Origin of the sequence: Lentzea sokolovensis (assembly GCF_033949975.1) — a bacterium.
In the GTDB taxonomy this organism is placed as follows: domain Bacteria; phylum Actinomycetota; class Actinomycetes; order Mycobacteriales; family Pseudonocardiaceae; genus Lentzea; species Lentzea sokolovensis.
The window spans coordinates 205,035-220,654 of sequence record NZ_JAXAVU010000008.1 but is presented as its reverse complement, the minus strand read 5'-3'; the positions used below and the strand labels follow the sequence as shown (position 1 = coordinate 220,654).

Sequence of the window (15,620 nt, the reverse complement as noted above, 5' to 3'; positions counted from 1 at the left end):
GAACAAGAGGAAGCCGAGGACGCACCCCACGATGAGCGGGTTACAGGGCAAGGGCTAGGCGATATGTCTCAGCGTGAGGTGGACGACTCGTCGTCGTACCCGTACGACGACGTGCCGAACCGATTCGACATAGACGGGTACGGCTCCGGACTGTTCGGTGGCCCAGGGGCGGACCTCTTCGGCCAGCACGAGATGCCGGATGCCGTACCGGAGCAACTGCCGTACACAACCGGTTCGCATCCGGTGTACAGCACCGGCGGGCAACCGGCGTACAGCACCGGTGCGCAGCCTCAACTGCGCCCGGAGGAGAATGCTTCGGCGGACTCGGGTTCACTGGTGCGGCCTTACACACGCACCGGTGGACGCACACGACCTGATTACGACCTTGCTATCGAGGCGCTGATTTCGACCAGCGAAAAAGGCCTCGAACGGGATGCCGCAGTTCTTCCCGAGCACAGGTCGATCTGCGGGTTGTGTGTGGACACGCGGTCGGTGGCCGAGGTCGCGGCACTCCTACGCTTGCCTCTTGGCGTCGTGCGGGTGCTGATCGGCGACATGGCAAGCATGGGTTTGGTTTTGATTCACCAGGGCGGTCTGGTCGTGGGGGACCGGCCTTCCATGGAATTCCTGGAGAGGGTGCTCAGTGGGCTTCGCAAGCTCTAGTCCCCAGGGCGCCGAGGGCGCACGGAAGCCGACGACGTCTGCCAAGATCGTGGTGGCGGGTGGCTTCGGTGTGGGCAAAACGACGTTCGTCGGCTCGGTGTCCGAGATCGTCCCGTTGACCACCGAGGCGGTGATGACCGAGGCCAGCGCGGGGGTGGACGACCTCTCCGCCACGCCCAACAAGGTCACCACGACCGTCGCGATGGACTTCGGCCGCGTGTCGCTCGACAGCGACCTGATCCTGTACCTCTTCGGTACACCGGGTCAGCACCGGTTCTGGTTCATGTGGGACGACCTCGTACGCGGTGCCATCGGCGCCATCGTGCTGGTCGACACCCGCCGCCTGGCCGACGCGTTCGCCTCGATCGACTTCTTCGACGACCGGCAGCTGCCGTACGTCGTCGGCGTCAACTGCTTCGACGGCCTTCTGCACCACAGGCTGGAGGACGTGCGTGAAGCGCTGACGATCGACGAGTCGGTGCCGATCGTGACGTGCGACGCGCGCAACCGGCAGTCGACCAAGCAGACGCTCATCACGCTGGTCGAGCACGCCATGCGCCAGTGGATGTCCGTCCGCGCGGGCTGATCTCCTCCCGCTGGGGACAACTGCAAACATGAACGAGGCGAGCGCCACCTTCGGGTGCGGCGCTCGCCTCGTCGTTGCGGTCTGGATCAGTTCGTCCGAGGTGGGTCCAAGCGGTCGTCCTTTCGCCGTGGGTCGCTGTCAGCCGATGGTCAGGCCGACGCCGATGAAGGCGTCCACGGAGACATCGCCGCTGCCGAGGTCCACGTCGGCGTCCGCGCCCGCACCGGCGCCGATTCCGATGTGCAGCAGATCGCCCAGCAGACCGTGGTGGTGGTGATGGTGGTCGTAGGGCCCGTGTGACCCGATGCCGATTCCGATGTCCGCGTCGACGTCGGCATCGATGTCCGCGTCCACGACCGCGTCCGCGCTCACAGCCGCCTCGGTGACTTCGGCGGGTGCGGCGGGTACGGGTTCGACGGTCGGTTCGACCGGTGCGGCAGCGGTCTCGACAACGGCGATGGGCGCGCGATCGTCCGTGGCGCTCACGTCGGCAGCGACTTCAGCGTCTGCTACCGCCGCGGCGTCCACGTCCGCGTCCACCGCCGCGTCGAGATCGACGTCGAGGTCCGTTTCCAGTGCGGCACCGACGTCGACGCCGGCGCTGACGCCCGCGTCGACCTGGGCCGCGAGCCCAAGAGCGACCTGAATGCCACCGTTGGTCATCACGCTGATGCCGGGACCGGTGTCGAGCGCGACGTGGGCCCCGGCGGCGACGTCGAGCATGTCGACGTTGCCGCTCACCCCCACCGTCGCGTTGACGTGGTTGTCCTGCAACAGGACGAGGATCGGGTCGGCGTTCGCGGTGCCCGTCGAGAACGGCAGGGCGAACGCCAGGGTCGTGACGGTGGCGGCGGCTCTCAAAGCCCACCGGGAGCTGGCCATGTGCGCAGGACCTCCTCGGGTCGATGCGGACGTTCTCGGGAACGTCCACGTCAACCGACGCTAGGTCGCGCACCAGCCACGCAAGGGTGATCCGGTTCTCCTACCGGGGGATGACCGACCGTCAGTCCTCGTCCACCAATGCGGCGGACGTGACGCGATGAAGAGGGAACCTCAGCACCTCTCCGTAGCTGTGGTCGTAGCCCTCCAGCACGCCACCCCCGACGACGTGCGGCTCGATCACGCGCTGTGCGGCCGTGCCGTGGGAGTCGACGAACCCGACGAGCACCCTGCGACGTGCCCGTGCGGCCTGCTGGAGCAGCGACAGGGTCGCCGACGGGCCGGCGCCGAGGTGGCCGGGAACGGCGACGCGTTCACCCCGTGGTGTCGCGGCGGCGCGATCACCGGCCCGGACCAGCCGGACGAGTTCACCCAACCGCTCGTCGGCGGGCACGGCGGGTGACACCGGTTTGCGGGCGGTGCGCTGCCTCGGAGTGGTCCTGCGGCCACCCGGCCGCAGGTCGAGGACCTGGCCGTCCGGGCCTTCCGCGGCCGGGGCGAACCCTGCCGAGCGCAGCCCGTCCAGCACGTCCGCCAGCGGCAACGGGCTGACGAGCACGGTCGGCGCGATCCGGCGCAGCTCCAGCCGTCCGGCCTCCGGGTGCGCGAGGACCTCGCTGATCAGCACCGAGTCGTCGCAGCGCAGGAACGAGCCCGCCGCCCCGCCGCGCAGCCTGCCGTGGCGGCGCGCGGCGTCGTCGATCAGGTAGCTCAGCGACTGCGGGACGGGTGTGCGCGAGCGGGTCTTGAAGAGTTCCTGCAGCTCGTCCGCGGTGCGGCCGGAGTCGAGCGCGCGGCGGACGGTGGCCTCGCTGATCCGGTAGACCGTGGCGCTGCCGGCGGACTCGACGTTCGCGACCAGTGCCAGCTCGTCGGCGAGTTCGGGTTCGAGGCGGCCGGGGGCGACGACGGTGAGGTCGGCCTGCACCAGCACGTGGTCGAGCGGCGCGGGCAGGGCGTCGCCGAGCGCCTTGGCGGCGTGGCCGGGACCCTCCTCGAGCAGCACGCGGCCCGCGCTGGTGATCGAGCCGAGGGCGAGCACGCCGACCGCGGTGCCCTCCTCGACGGTCCAGCGCACCAGCTCGTCGCGCTGGCGTCCGCCCCGGCGCGGTGCCCGCCAGGCGAGCAGTGCGGCCAGTTCGGTGGGGTTCGAGATCGAGGTGCCCTTGGGGAATGCGCCGAGCGCCTCCAGGACCCACCGGCGGTCGCGCGGGGCCTGGGCGCGGCGGATCTCGTCCGCGAGCGGGTTGAAGAGCTTGTCCTTCTCGTCACGGCGGCCGACCAGCGCGGGCAGCCGCGGCAGCTCCAGCCAGGCGTGCGCGATCGTGGCCCAGCGGACCTCGGTGGTCGCCGCGAGCCAGACGTCGGCCTTGGTCGTCGGCATCCACTCCGGCTCGGAGGCCTCGGTGTTCGCGGCCATGTCCGCACCGACGACGAGTTCGATCAGCAGGGCCGCGCGGCGTTCGTCGACGTCGAGATCCTTGGCGACCTTGCGCAGCTCACGGACGCCCAGGCCGCCCGTCCGCAGCACCGGCGCCGGCTCCGCGGACCAGCTCGCGATCAGGTTCTCGACGTGCCGGACGAGTTCCAGCGCTTCCCCGCCGCCGGTGGCGTCGACGCTGCTCTGCTGGAGCGTCGTGATCTTCGGCTTCGGCTCGGTGACCTGGATCGGGCCGAGGGGGCGACCGCCCCGCAGTTCGAGGGCGATCTCGCGCGGCAGTTCGACGGTGCCGGGGTCGCGGCGCAGCAGCAGACCGCGTGCGAGCAGCCGTTGCACCGGCGTCTCGGCCTTGTCGAGCGGAACGACCCGGGAGGCGTCCTTCGTGTCGCCGATGGGCGGTCCGGCGGCGAGCTTCTGCAGGACGCGCTGCTCGCCCTCGGTGATGCCCTGGAGGTCGTAGGTCTGCCCGGTCGTGCGGCCCAGGCCGCCGGGGTAGGAGCCGAACGCCTCCCGCGTGACGGGCGGGACCGACAGCGCGTCGTCGTCGCCCCACGCGAGCGCGAGGGACCTGAGTCTGCCGACCGCCTGTTTGAGCGGTCTGGGCTTCACGTCCGGCCCGAGGATCTCGCCGAGTGTGGGCAACGCCACGGGCTCGGCGTCCGCACCCTGCACGACCAGGGCTTCGAGCACGGCCAGCGTGAACGTGTCGAGGTCCTCGCAGGCGCGCGCGATCGACGCCCTGGTGCCGACCCGTGTCGCGAGCACGGACATATCGGCAGGTGGGGGCGTTGCCAGGTCAGGACGGGCGCGCAGCAGTGCGACGAGAGCAGCGTCGTCCTGGGCGCGCAGCCAGTCGGCGAGAGTGGTGCCGGACATTCTCACCACGGTATATGGGCCGCTGGTGATCCCGTCGTCCTCTGTCACACTTGTCGCGTCATCTGGCACCACCGAGGAGGAGAACGTGGCGAAAGGACGCCCTGGACGGGTCGACCCGCACTGGCCGGAAGGTCCCGACGGCGGCCACCCCGTCACCGAACTGACCAGCGACGTGCAGGGTGCGCTCTCCCCGTTCGGCACGGTGACGTTCCCGCTGCCGGTGGAGAACCTCCCGTACACGCACCCGGTGACCGAGATCAACAAATCCTGATCGGTCCTCATCGGACTGTCAGGGCGGTCTTAAGACTGCCGAGTCGCGTGCGTACCGCAATGGGCCCGGGGATAGGCTCACTTCCCGCTTGAGCTGTACTTCGTGGGAGGACGACGATGCCGGTCCCCGGCCCTGGTTACTCGATCACCGTTCGTCTGGAGGCGCCGCCGTCAGCGAGCGCCGCGGGTGACCTCACCTCGGCCGTCGGCCGCGCCGGCGGTGTGATCACGGCGTTCGACGTCGTCGAGTCGCACAACGACCGCGTCGTCATCGACCTCACGTGCAACGCCCTGTCCGCGAACCACGCCAAGGACATCACCGACACGCTGGAGACGTTGCCCGGCATCGTCGTCCGCAAGGTGTCGGACCGCACGTTCCTCGTGCACCTCGGCGGCAAGATCGAGATCGCGTCCAAGGTGCCGCTGCGCAACCGTGACGACCTGTCCCGCGCGTACACGCCGGGTGTCGCCCGCGTGTGCGAGGCCATCGCCAAGAACCCGGACGACGCGCGCCGCCTGACCATCAAGCGCAACACCGTCGCCGTGGTGACCGACGGGTCCGCGGTGCTGGGCCTCGGCAACCTCGGCCCCGCCGCCGCCCTGCCCGTGATGGAGGGCAAGGCCGCGCTGTTCAAGAAGTTCGCCGGCGTCGACGCCTGGCCGGTCTGCCTGGACACCCAGGACACCGAGGAGATCATCCGCGCGGTCGAGCTCATCGCTCCCGTGTACGGCGGCATCAACCTCGAGGACATCTCCGCGCCGCGCTGCTTCGAGATCGAGGCCCGCCTGCGCGAGAAGCTCGACATCCCGGTGTTCCACGACGACCAGCACGGCACGGCGATCGTCGTCGTCGCCGCTCTGCGCAACGCCCTGCGCGTCGTGAAGAAGGACATCAAGAACTGCCGCATCACGGTCTGCGGTGTCGGCGCGGCCGGTTCCGCGATCATCCGCCTGCTGCAGGCCCAGTCGCCCGGCGACATCATCGCCGTGGACGTCGACGGCATCGTGCACCGCGACCGTCCCGGCCTGGACTCGAACCTGAAGTCCATCGCCGCGACCACGAACAAGGGCAACGAGTCCGGCCGCCTGCACGACGCGCTGGTCGGTTCCGACGTGTTCATCGGCGTCTCGGCCCCCAACCTGTTCGGCGCGGACCAGGTGGCGACGATGGCCAAGGACGCCATCGTGTTCGCGCTGGCCAACCCGGACCCGGAGATCGACCCGATGGAGGCCCAGCAGCACGCCGCCGTCGTCGCGACCGGCCGCTCGGACTTCCCGAACCAGATCAACAACGTGCTGGCGTTCCCCGGCGTCTTCCGCGGCCTGCTGGACGCGCACGCCCGCACCATCACCGACGCGATGCTGCTGGCCGCCGCGCAGGCCATCGCGGACGTGGTGGACGGCGACCGCCTGAACGCGTCGTTCATCGTCCCGTCGGTCTTCGACAGCACCGTTGCTCCGGCCGTGGCCGAATCGGTGCGCAAGGCTGCGACTTCCTAAGGCCTTTACGCACCAGCTGTATGCCCAGGGCAGGCATACGATCGCCGTATGACCAAGCAGTTCACCCACCTGGACTCCCACGGCGCGGCCCGGATGGTCGACGTCTCCGGCAAGGAGCAGACCACCCGGACCGCCGTGGCCACCGGGATCCTGCACACGACCGCCGAGGTGGTGGCGTTGCTGGGCGCCGACGGCCTGCCCAAGGGCGACGCCCTGGCCACGGCCAGGATCGCCGGCATCATGGCCGCGAAGCGCACCTGGGAACTCGTGCCCCTGTGCCACCCGATCTCGTTGTCGTCGGTGGTGGTGGACCTGGCCCTGGCCTCGGACTCCGTGCTGATCACGGCCACGGTCCGCACCACCGACCGCACCGGCGTCGAGATGGAGGCCCTGACCGCGGTGTCCGTGGCCGGCCTGACGCTGCACGACATGGTGAAGTCGGTCGACCCTGCCGCGTCGTTGGACGCGGTTCGGGTGGAGCGCAAGGAAGGCGGCAAGTCCGGTCTGTGGGAGCGCCCGTGAGTGCTGCTCTGAAGGCCGTGGTGATCACGGCCTCCAACCGTGCTGCCGCCGGGGTCTACGCCGATCGCAGCGGACCGTTGATCGTCGAATGGCTTGCGTCGCGCGGGTTCTCGGTTTCCGAGCCGGTGGTCGTGCCGGACGGTGAGCCGGTTCGTGAGGCGCTGGTCGATGCTGTCTCTGCTGGGGCCGATCTTGTTCTGACCACCGGTGGGACCGGGATCAACCCGACCGACCGGACTCCTGAGGCGACCCGTGCCGTGCTGGACTACGAGGTGCCCGGGCTGGCCGACGTGATTCGGATGTCCGGGTGGCCGCGTGTGCCCGGGTCCGTGTTGTCGCGTGGGGTGGCCGGGGTGGCCGGGCGGACGTTGGTCGTCAACCTGCCTGGGTCCACCGGGGGAGTGCGTGACGGGCTGGACGTGTTGGCTTCGGTCGTTGAGCATGCTCTCGACCAGCTGCGTGGAGGTGACCACAAATGAGCGTTGTGCTGCGGGCCGTTGTGACCGAGGAGCCGTTGTCGGTTGAGGAGCATGCCGCGCTCGTCGGGTCTGACCGGGCCGGGGCTGTGGTCACCTTTTCCGGCGTTGTGCGGGATCACGACGGTGGACGGACGGTGCTGGAGTTGGAGTACCACTCGCATCCGTCTGCTTCGGATGTGGTGGCCGAGGTTGTGGCTTCCCTGGCTGAGAAGTACTCCGGGGTGCACGGGATTGCTGTTTCGCACCGGGTCGGGCCGTTGAAGATCGGGGATGTGGCGCTGGCCTGTGCGGTGGCCGCGGAGCATCGGGGGGAAGCGTTTTCCCTCTGTGCTGACCTGGTGGACGAGGTCAAGGCTCGGTTGCCGGTGTGGAAGCGGCAGGTGTTTCCTGGCGGCGAGGACGAGTGGGTCAACTGCCCCTGAGGTCGTTGCGTTGCAGCGGGGTTGGTCGCGTTCCTGACGTTCAGTCGCCTTGCTTGGACGGCCGGAAAAGGCCGAGCTGAAAAGCGCCCGGCCGTGTCCGAGAGGGGAGCATCCCGCCCACTCAAGGTAAAGCCCCGATCGCCATGAGCGGGGTGCACCGCATCCCAGGCGGCAGAGGTTCACACGGCTCGCTTCGCATCGCCACACCAGGCTTCGTACGAGGTTGCCTTGCGTGGGCCGCGCCTGGTGGCACCGCGCGGGTCGGCTTGTGTTGGCCCGTCGCGTTCCAGCGGAGGGGTCGCCCTGCGTGCGTTGGTGCGTTCCAGCGTTGTCCGGAGACGCAGGCAGGGACCTCACCGTCGGGGGGTAACGGTGAGATCCCTGGTCCTGTGTCAGCCCGCGTCAGAAGGGCTGGCGTTCGTGCGGCCTGTCAGATCCGAGGTGAATCGGTCCGAGTCTGGGAAGACTCAGATCAGGATCTTGTGGCCCGGGAAGATCAGGTCGGGGTTCGTGAGGAAGTCCTTGTTCTTCTCCACGATGGCCTGGTAGCCGCCGGTGACCTTGTTGGCATCGGCGATCTTCGACAGGGTGTCGCCCGCCTTGATCTCGTAGTTGCCGGCCGGGTTCGTCTTCGAACCCGCGAGCGCCACGACCGGCGCCTGCTGCACCGGTGCGGACTGGCGCTGCTGCGGCTGAGCCTTGCGCTGCTGCGGCTGCGCCTGCTGCTTCGGGGCCGGGGCGCTCTTGCCCACGTAGGCGCCGAGCTTGGCGCTGCAGGCGGGCCACGCCTGCGAGCCCTGCGTGCGGAGCACGTTCTCCGCCACGCGGATCTGCTCCTCGCGGGAGGCGTTGGCCGGGTTGCCCTGGCCGCCGTTGGCGTTCCAGGTGCCCTGCGTGAACTGCAGGCCCCCGTAGTAGCCGTTGCCGGTGTTGGCGGCCCAGTTGCCACTGGCCTCGCACTGCGCGAGTGCGTCCCAGTCCATTCCAGGGGCGGCGTTGGCGGTGCCAACGGCCAGGCCTAGAGGGGCGCCGGCGATGATGCCGACAGCCGCGACCTTGGCGATAGTGCGAGCGGCGGAACTCTGCTTGCCCTGCTTGCCTCGGTTGAAAGCCATGTGCCTCTCGGTCCACCGCACCTGCTGCCAGGAACTCGGGTTCGGGGCCCGGTACGTTCCTGCGTCCCAGTCCGGCGGTTTCTCTCGCTCGGGGTTGTTCCGGAACACCCTCGGACTGGGCTCGGTGCTGGTGCTCCGGTAGTGCTCGTGGCCGGTTCGGGGCCAGCCGAGGAGCGACCGTACGTAACCGGCGGGGCCCTCACCAAATGTTTGCGGCTGTGACGCGCATCACAGTAACAATATGGAGTGTTGTGCAAGGCCTACAAACTAGCAGGTCAGAGGTGTCGTTATCGGTCCGTTTCCATTCTGAGATCGGGCGAAAACTATTACGGAAAGTGAGGCGTGGCTCACGCGCACTGGGCCATCGGAGGCGGGGACCGGTCTCCTGAAAGGGACGCCACGCCGACCGCATGACCGAGCCGGCTCAGCGTCCGGAACGACCCCGAGTGTTGATCATCGCCCTGGTGCCGCTGCCGCCGGCGGCACTGCTGTTCGCGATGACCGTGCAGAACCTCACGGGGTTGGCGGGCGGGAGCAGCGGGCCGCACTCGATCGCCTGGGTGTTCTGCCTCCTGGCGATCCGATTCGACCGGGCCCGCATCACGTCGGTGGTCCTGCTGGCCTTCCTGGCCCTCCAGCGGGCTCCAGGCGGCTTCGTGAACCTGGGTGACCCGGACGTGGGCCAGGCCGCGAGCTACTCCGTGATCGGCACTGTCTTCTTCGTGGCGGGCACGGTGCTGATCTTCCTCGCTCCGTCGAACCAGTACTATCGGCAGGCCAAGAGCCGGCGGCGCGACCGGAAGAGGCGGGGGCACGCCAAGATCTGAGACATGAGGATCGACGCGCTCCGCGCAGCCCTGGCTGCCGCACCAGGTCAGCCCGTGCCGTTCGACGAGCTGATCGACGCCGTCTGGCGCGACCGCCGGCCCGCGAATCCCAAGCAGGCCCTGCGCAACCTCGTGCGACGGCTGCGCGCCACCGAGCAGGTGATCACCGAGCCCTCCGGCTACCGGCTGGTCGTGCGCAAGCCGGGGCCGCGCCAGCTGCCCGCCGACCTGCCGGACTTCGTGGGCCGTGACGAGAAGATCGCCCAGGCACTGGCCGGCACGGCCCCGGTGCTCGCGATCACCGGGCCGCCGGGGGTCGGCAAGACCTCGCTCGCGGTCCACGTCGCGCACCGGCTGAGCGAGCGGTTCCCGGACGGTCAGCTGTACGTGAACCTCCGCGCGTTCGCGGAAGGGGCCGCGCTCACCCCGAACCAGGCGCTGCACCGGTTCCTGCGCGCGCTCGGTGCCGAGGACGTTCCCGTCGAGCTCGACGCGCAGTCCGCGCTGTTCCGCAAGATGACGGCGGACCGCGCGGTGCTCGTCGTGATCGACAACGCCACCGGCGAGCTGCTCGGCCCGCTGCTGCCGCACGGCCCGAACTGCCGGGTGATCGTCACCAGCCGGAATGACCTGTCCGAGCACGCGCAGATCAAACTGGCCGTGTTCGCGGAGGACGAGGCCCAGGAACTCCTTGCCAGGATGCGGATCTCCGGCAGTCCGGACGACCGGGCGGAACTGGTCAGGCTCTGCGCGCACCTGCCGCTGGCGTTGCGCATCGCCGCCGCGAACGTGGCGGCGGGCCACCTCTCCGACTACCTCGCCGACCTGCGCGGCGACGACCGGCTCGACGTGCTGGAGATCGAGGGCGACGCGGCCGTCAACGCCACGTTCGACCTCTCGTACAAGGCGCAACCCGTTCTGGCGCAACGGTTGTTCCGGTTGCTGGGGCTCGTTCCCGGCCAGGACTTCGGCGTCGAGGCGGCCACCGCGCTGCTCGGCGGGGACGAGCCGGCCGACGAGCCGCTCCAGCAGCTCGTGGACGCGAACCTCGTGCAGCGCAACGACAACCGGTACAGCCTGCACGACCTCCTCCGCATGTACGCGTTGCGCTTCACCGCCGAGCAGGGCGCGCGAACGAGGCTCTTCGACTACTACCTCCTCAACGCAGAGGCCGCGGCCAGGACGACCAACCCCGACTTCGCCCGCATGCCGCTGCCGGAGCTGCCCGGTGGCCTGCCGAGGCACGACTTCGGCACCCAGGAGGACGCGCTCGCGTGGTTCGACGCCGAGCGCGGCAACATCGTCGCCGCCGTGCCGCAGGCGAGTCCCGCACCGGTGGCGTGGCTGCTCGCGGACGCGTTGCGCGGCTACTTCTACTTCCAGTCCTACCGGGTCGACTGGTTCGTGGCGGCCAGGGCGGGTCTCGCGGCCGCGCGGGAGGCCGGCGACGTCCTGGCGCAGGCGGTGATGCACGGCAGCATCGGCCTCGCCCATTTCTCGGTCAGTCAGCTCGCCGACGCGGTCGTGGAGTTCGGCCGGGCGCGCGAGCTGCTGCGGCGGCACCCCGACGACAAGATGCTGGTGTCGTTGCTGATCAACAGCGGCATCGCCTACTCGCAGCTCGGCCGGCTGCGCGACGGCGTCGACGTGCTCACCCAGGCGCGCGAACTGCAGCCGCGCAACCCGGTCGTGCTGTTCAACCTCGGCGGCATCTACCGCGACCTGGGCCCGTTGTCGGCCTCGCTCGCCAACGCCGAGCGCGCGCTCGAACTGGCCGTGGAGCTCGACATCACGCATCTGCGGGTCTACGCGCTGGACGCGATGACCGAGGTCCTCGAGACCATGGGCGAGTTCGACCGCTCCGCGCAGATCGTCGCCGAAGCCGCTGCCGTGCGGGCCGGCCTCCCGCCCGCGCTCGCCCACCTGTCGGCCGCGAACACGGCCGGAGCGATGACCGCGCTCGTGCGCGGCCAGTGGCAGGAGGCGCTCGACGCCTACCTCCGGGCGTTGCGGATCGTGCAGGACGGCAACCAGCAGCGGGAGGAGGCCGACCTCTTCGACAACATCGGTGAGGCGTATCGAGGACTCGGCGATCTCGACAAGGCGTTCGAGTCGCACGGGGACGGCTTGTCGATCAGCGTCAAGAACGGCTACCTGCGCGGCGAGGTGGACAACCTGGCGGGCCTGGCCGCAGACCACCACGCGGCCGGGGAGCTGAGGGAGGGCCTGGAGCTCGCTCTGCGGGCCAGGGAACGGGCGGAGAGCGGAGAGCTGCGGATACGTCTCGTGCGCGTCCTCGTCGTCACGGCGGCCATCCAGCGTTCACTGGGCGAGCACGACGCGGCGGACCGGACCGCGCAGGAGGCTCAGGCGCTCGCCGAAGAGACCGAATGCCATCTCTGGGACCGCGAACTGGCCGAGGTGAAAGCTGCCCGATGACGTTGCCCGGAACGTTCCCCGCTGGTCAGCCGCCCGCGAACGGCGGCAGCACGTCCAGCTGGGAGCCCGCCGGCACGCGCACCGACGTGTCGCGGACCGCGACGCCGTCCAGCAGGAAGCTCGACGCGGCGAGGACCTTGCCGAGCTTCGAGCCGTGCCGTTCGCCGATGGTGCTGACCACGAGCGCCACGGTGGGTTCGGAGGTGTCGAGCAACAGGTCCTCGTCGGAGACCCCGGCCGCGGCGCGGGCGCCCGCGAAATAGCGGATCTTCACGGCCGTCACTGTCATCCTCCGATGGCGCTCATGGGGCGGTCGGGCTGCGAGAAGCCCGCGTCGTTGATGCCGTGACCGGCCGCCTTGGCCCACATCGTGGCTCGCCAGGCGTCAGCGATCGCGGAGTCGGGCGAGCCGTCGCGCAGCAGCGCGCGCAGGTCGGTCTCGCCCTGGCTGAACAGGCAGTTGCGGATCTGGCCGTCCGAGGTGAGCCGGGTGCGGTCGCAGGCGGCGCAGAACGGCCTGGTCACCGACGCGATCACGCCGACGACCGCGGGGCCGCCGTCGACCAGCCAGCGTTCCGCGGGAGCACCGCCGCGCGGGGTCTCCTCCGGCGTCAGCGTGTACGCGGACGAGAGCATCGTGAGGATCTCATCGGCCGTGACCATGTTCGTGCGCGTCCAGCCGTGCTGCGCATCGAGCGGCATCTGTTCGATGAACCGCAACTGGTAGCCGTTCTCGACGCAGAACCGCAGCAGCGGGACGGCCTCGTCCTCGTTCAGTCCGCGCATCAGCACGGAGTTGACCTTCACCGGTTCCAGCCCGGCCTCGCGGGCGGCGTCCAGGCCGTCCAGCACGTCCGTGATGCGGTCGCGCCTGGTCAGTGTCGCGAACCGGTCGGGGTCGAGGGTGTCGAGCGAGACGTTGATGCGGTTCAGGCCGGCGTCCTTGAGCGACTGGGCCCTGCGCTTGAGGCCGATGCCGTTCGACGTCATCGACATGCGCGGACGGGGCTCCAGCGCGGCCGTCGCGGCGATGACCTGCTCCAGGCCGCGCCGCAGCAACGGCTCGCCGCCGGTGAACCTGATGTCCGTCACGCCCAGGTCGACGACCGCGATCCGCATGAGCCGGATCAGTTCGTCGTCGGTGAGCAGCTCGTCCTTCTGCAGCCAGTCGAGGCCCTCGGCGGGCATGCAGTAGGTGCAGCGCAGGTTGCACCGGTCGGTCAGCGAGACGCGGAGGTCCTTCGCCACCCGGCCGAACCTGTCGACCAGGAGCGGCGAGTCCGGACGTGCGGACACGTCAGGGGTGCCGCGCACGATGGGTAGTCCCAACTCCACTGCTGTCACCCTATTTAGCTTAATGAACAACCTGCTGTAGGTGACTCCACAAACGAGGTTTCTCACTCTCTGCCCGTTTGGAGCACTCTGACAACCAATTGTCTTAGCGGCTAAGATGTTCAACATGGAACCTGAAGTGCTCGAGAGGTTCACCTGGTACATGCGGGAGCAGAGCGCGCTCACCGTCATGTTCCACACGAAGGTCGCCGCCAGGATGGGCCTGTCCGCGACCGACGAGAAGTGCATCGACCTGGCGATGAGGGCCGAGGGGCCGATCACGGCCGGTCGCCTCGCCGAGCTCTCCGGGCTCTCCACCGGCGCCGTCACCGGCGTGATCGACCGCCTCGAACACGCCGGTTTCGTCCGCCGTGTCCGGGATCCGCACGATCGCCGCAAGGTGCTGGTCGAGGTCACGGTCGGCGACGTGGAGAAGTTCGGGCAGCTGTTCGAGGAGGCCCGGCAGAGCCTCATCGAGGTGCTCGGCCACTTCGGCGACGATGAACTCCAGGTGATCGAACGTTATCTCCAGCTCCAGATCGCGACGTTCCGCGCCCGCGTGATCGATACTTAGACCCATGTGGCACTACTTGATGGACATGGACGGCGTCCTCGTGCACGAGGAGCACCTGATCCCGGGAGCGGACGAGCTGGTCGCGGAGCTTCGCGCCGCCGAGACCCCGTTCCTCGTGCTCACGAACAACTCCATCTACACGCCGCGGGACCTGCGCGCGCGTCTGCTGCGCACCGGCCTGGACATCCCGGAGAAGTCAATCTGGACGTCCGCGCTGGCCACAGCCAGGTTCCTCGACTCGCAGCGCCCGAACGGCTCGGCGTTCGTCATCGGCGAGGCCGGCCTCACCACCGCGCTGCACGAGATCGGCTACGTGCTGACCGACCGCGACCCGGACTACGTGGTGCTCGGCGAGACCCGCACCTACAGCTTCACCGCGATCACCAAGGCCATCCGCCTGGTCGAGGAGGGCGCGAAGTTCATCGCGACCAACCCCGACGCGACCGGCCCGTCGCGCGAGGGCTCGCTGCCCGCGACCGGCGCCGTGGCGGCGTTGATCGAGCGCGCCACCGGCCGTGAGCCTTATTACGTCGGCAAGCCGAACCCGTTGATGATGCGCTCGGCCCTGCGCGCACTGGGCTCGCACTCCGAGAACGCGCTGATGATCGGCGACCGCATGGACACCGACGTGCGTTCGGGCCTGGAAGCGGGCCTGTCGACCATCCTCGTGCTGTCCGGCGTCTTCTCGGCCGAGAGCGCCGAGATGTTCCCGTACCGGCCGACGCGCGTGCTGAAGTCGATCGCGGAGCTCGTCGGTCACTCTCAGGACCCGTTCGGCGACTGGACTGACCACTGACGCGCGAGGGTTCATCACCTATCGTCGCGGAGGTGGACACGGATCGACGCCCTATGTACGTCGTGGGTGACGTGCACGGGCACCTCGCAGAACTGACCAGAGCCCTGCACGTCGCCGAGCTGTGCGACGAGGACGGTCACTGGGTGGGTGGCGAGGCCGAGCTGTGGTTCCTCGGCGACTTCGTGGACCGCGGGCCCGACGGGGTGGGCGTGATCGACCTGGTCATGCGCCTCGGCGAGGAGGCGGCGGAGGCCGGTGGCTCGGTCAGCTCGTTGATCGGCAACCACGAGGTCCTGCTGCTCGGCATGCACCGGTTCGGCGACGAGCAGGTGCCCGACAGCATGGGGCCGCGGTCGTTCGCGCGCAGCTGGCTGCTCAACGGCGGGCTGCGCAGCGACCAGGACCGGCTGACCGACGAGCACGTCGAGTGGCTCACCAACCGGCCGGTGCTGAAGCTGCGCGACGACCACCTGCTGATGCACTCCGACACGGTGGCCTACCTCGAATGGGGGTCCTCGATCGAAGAGGTCAACGAGGCCGTCCGGCACGTGCTCAAGGGCGACGACCTCGTCGACTGGTGGGAGTGCTGGCGCAAGATGACGACCCGGTACGCGTTCCGGGGTCCGCAGGGGCCGGAAATCGCGGACGAGCTGCTCGCGACCCTCGGCGGCGGCACGATCGTGCACGGCCACAGCGTCATCGCGGATCAGCTCGGGGTGCCACCGGACCAGATCGACGGGCCTCTCGTCTACGCCGACGACAAGGTGCTGGCGATCGACGCGGGCCTCTACAGCGGCGGTCCGTGCCTGGTCGTGCCCTTGCCATACGCGCAAGCCTGA

At 69.4% G+C, this 15,620-nt stretch carries 17 protein-coding genes; 12 read left to right on the top strand and 5 right to left on the bottom strand.

Features of this window, described 5'->3' with window-relative positions:
* The first annotated feature begins 63 nt into the window (after positions 1-63).
* The gene (locus tag SK854_RS15655) at positions 64-663 is read left to right on the top strand and encodes a DUF742 domain-containing protein (RefSeq protein ID WP_319975823.1); all 600 of its coding nucleotides are present in this window, start codon (positions 64-66) and stop codon (positions 661-663) included.
* Positions 644-1,249 (top strand): GTP-binding protein, encoded by a 606-nt coding sequence (locus tag SK854_RS15650; RefSeq protein WP_093605474.1) that lies wholly within the window; start codon positions 644-646, stop codon positions 1,247-1,249. Before SK854_RS15655 ends, SK854_RS15650 begins: the two co-directional genes overlap by 20 nt.
* Before the next feature lie 138 nt (positions 1,250-1,387).
* On the opposite strand, the gene SK854_RS15645 is transcribed toward SK854_RS15650, so the two are convergent.
* Entirely contained in the window at positions 1,388-2,131 is a 744-nt protein-coding gene (locus SK854_RS15645; RefSeq protein WP_319975822.1) for a hypothetical protein, read from the bottom strand.
* Positions 2,132-2,252: 121 nt separating this feature from the next.
* On the bottom strand, positions 2,253-4,505 hold the full coding sequence (locus SK854_RS15640; protein ID WP_319975821.1) for a helicase-associated domain-containing protein: 2,253 nt from the start codon (positions 4,503-4,505) through the stop codon (positions 2,253-2,255).
* An 85-nt stretch (positions 4,506-4,590) separates the two neighbouring features.
* Here SK854_RS15640 and SK854_RS15635 point away from each other — a divergent pair, with 85 nt between their 5' ends.
* The 5 genes from SK854_RS15635 to SK854_RS15615 all read left to right on the top strand — a co-directional run bounded on the left by SK854_RS15635 (position 4,591) and on the right by SK854_RS15615 (position 7,698).
* Positions 4,591-4,776, top strand: coding sequence for a hypothetical protein (locus tag SK854_RS15635; RefSeq protein WP_319975820.1), 186 nt, complete (start codon positions 4,591-4,593; stop codon positions 4,774-4,776).
* A gap of 116 nt (positions 4,777-4,892) precedes the next feature.
* Positions 4,893-6,275, top strand: coding sequence for an NAD-dependent malic enzyme (locus SK854_RS15630; protein WP_319975819.1), 1,383 nt, complete (start codon positions 4,893-4,895; stop codon positions 6,273-6,275).
* Between the two features lie 48 nt (positions 6,276-6,323).
* Complete coding sequence (moaC, locus tag SK854_RS15625; RefSeq protein WP_319975818.1) at positions 6,324-6,797, top strand: cyclic pyranopterin monophosphate synthase MoaC; 474 nt, start codon at positions 6,324-6,326, stop codon at positions 6,795-6,797.
* Positions 6,794-7,276: a MogA/MoaB family molybdenum cofactor biosynthesis protein gene (locus tag SK854_RS15620; RefSeq protein ID WP_319975817.1), complete on the top strand. Its 483-nt coding sequence runs from the start codon at positions 6,794-6,796 to the stop codon at positions 7,274-7,276. The genes moaC and SK854_RS15620 overlap by 4 nt, the downstream gene beginning before the upstream one ends.
* A complete protein-coding gene (locus SK854_RS15615) occupies positions 7,273-7,698 on the top strand; it encodes a molybdenum cofactor biosynthesis protein MoaE (protein WP_319975816.1) in 426 nt (141 codons plus the stop codon). Before SK854_RS15620 ends, SK854_RS15615 begins: the two co-directional genes overlap by 4 nt.
* Positions 7,699-8,165: 467 nt before the next feature.
* On the opposite strand, the gene SK854_RS15610 is transcribed toward SK854_RS15615, so the two are convergent.
* On the bottom strand, positions 8,166-8,813 hold the full coding sequence (locus SK854_RS15610; protein WP_319975815.1) for a transglycosylase family protein: 648 nt from the start codon (positions 8,811-8,813) through the stop codon (positions 8,166-8,168).
* A 410-nt stretch (positions 8,814-9,223) separates the two neighbouring features.
* Here SK854_RS15610 and SK854_RS15605 point away from each other — a divergent pair, with 410 nt between their 5' ends.
* Together SK854_RS15605 and SK854_RS15600 are read left to right on the top strand one after the other, a co-directional pair.
* Complete coding sequence (locus SK854_RS15605; protein WP_319975814.1) at positions 9,224-9,640, top strand: hypothetical protein; 417 nt, start codon at positions 9,224-9,226, stop codon at positions 9,638-9,640.
* Positions 9,641-9,643: 3 nt separating this feature from the next.
* Positions 9,644-12,079 (top strand): ATP-binding protein, encoded by a 2,436-nt coding sequence (locus SK854_RS15600; protein ID WP_319975813.1) that lies wholly within the window; start codon positions 9,644-9,646, stop codon positions 12,077-12,079.
* 25 nt (positions 12,080-12,104) lie between these two features.
* Here the strand turns inward: SK854_RS15600 and SK854_RS15595 are convergent, their stop codons facing one another.
* Both SK854_RS15595 and moaA read right to left on the bottom strand, forming a co-directional pair.
* On the bottom strand, positions 12,105-12,353 hold the full coding sequence (locus tag SK854_RS15595) for a MoaD/ThiS family protein (protein WP_319975812.1): 249 nt from the start codon (positions 12,351-12,353) through the stop codon (positions 12,105-12,107).
* An 11-nt stretch (positions 12,354-12,364) separates the two neighbouring features.
* Complete coding sequence (moaA, locus tag SK854_RS15590; RefSeq protein WP_319975811.1) at positions 12,365-13,423, bottom strand: GTP 3',8-cyclase MoaA; 1,059 nt, start codon at positions 13,421-13,423, stop codon at positions 12,365-12,367.
* A 115-nt stretch (positions 13,424-13,538) separates the two neighbouring features.
* On the opposite strand from moaA, the gene SK854_RS15585 reads away from it, so the two are divergent.
* The 3 genes from SK854_RS15585 to SK854_RS15575 are packed head-to-tail and all read left to right on the top strand — an operon-like array spanning position 13,539 to position 15,620.
* Entirely contained in the window at positions 13,539-13,985 is a 447-nt protein-coding gene (locus SK854_RS15585) for a MarR family winged helix-turn-helix transcriptional regulator (protein ID WP_319975810.1), read from the top strand.
* A 4-nt stretch (positions 13,986-13,989) separates the two neighbouring features.
* Positions 13,990-14,781 (top strand): HAD-IIA family hydrolase, encoded by a 792-nt coding sequence (locus SK854_RS15580; RefSeq protein WP_319975809.1) that lies wholly within the window; start codon positions 13,990-13,992, stop codon positions 14,779-14,781.
* Between the two features lie 53 nt (positions 14,782-14,834).
* Positions 14,835-15,620 (top strand): metallophosphoesterase, encoded by a 786-nt coding sequence (locus tag SK854_RS15575; protein WP_319976114.1) that lies wholly within the window; start codon positions 14,835-14,837, stop codon positions 15,618-15,620.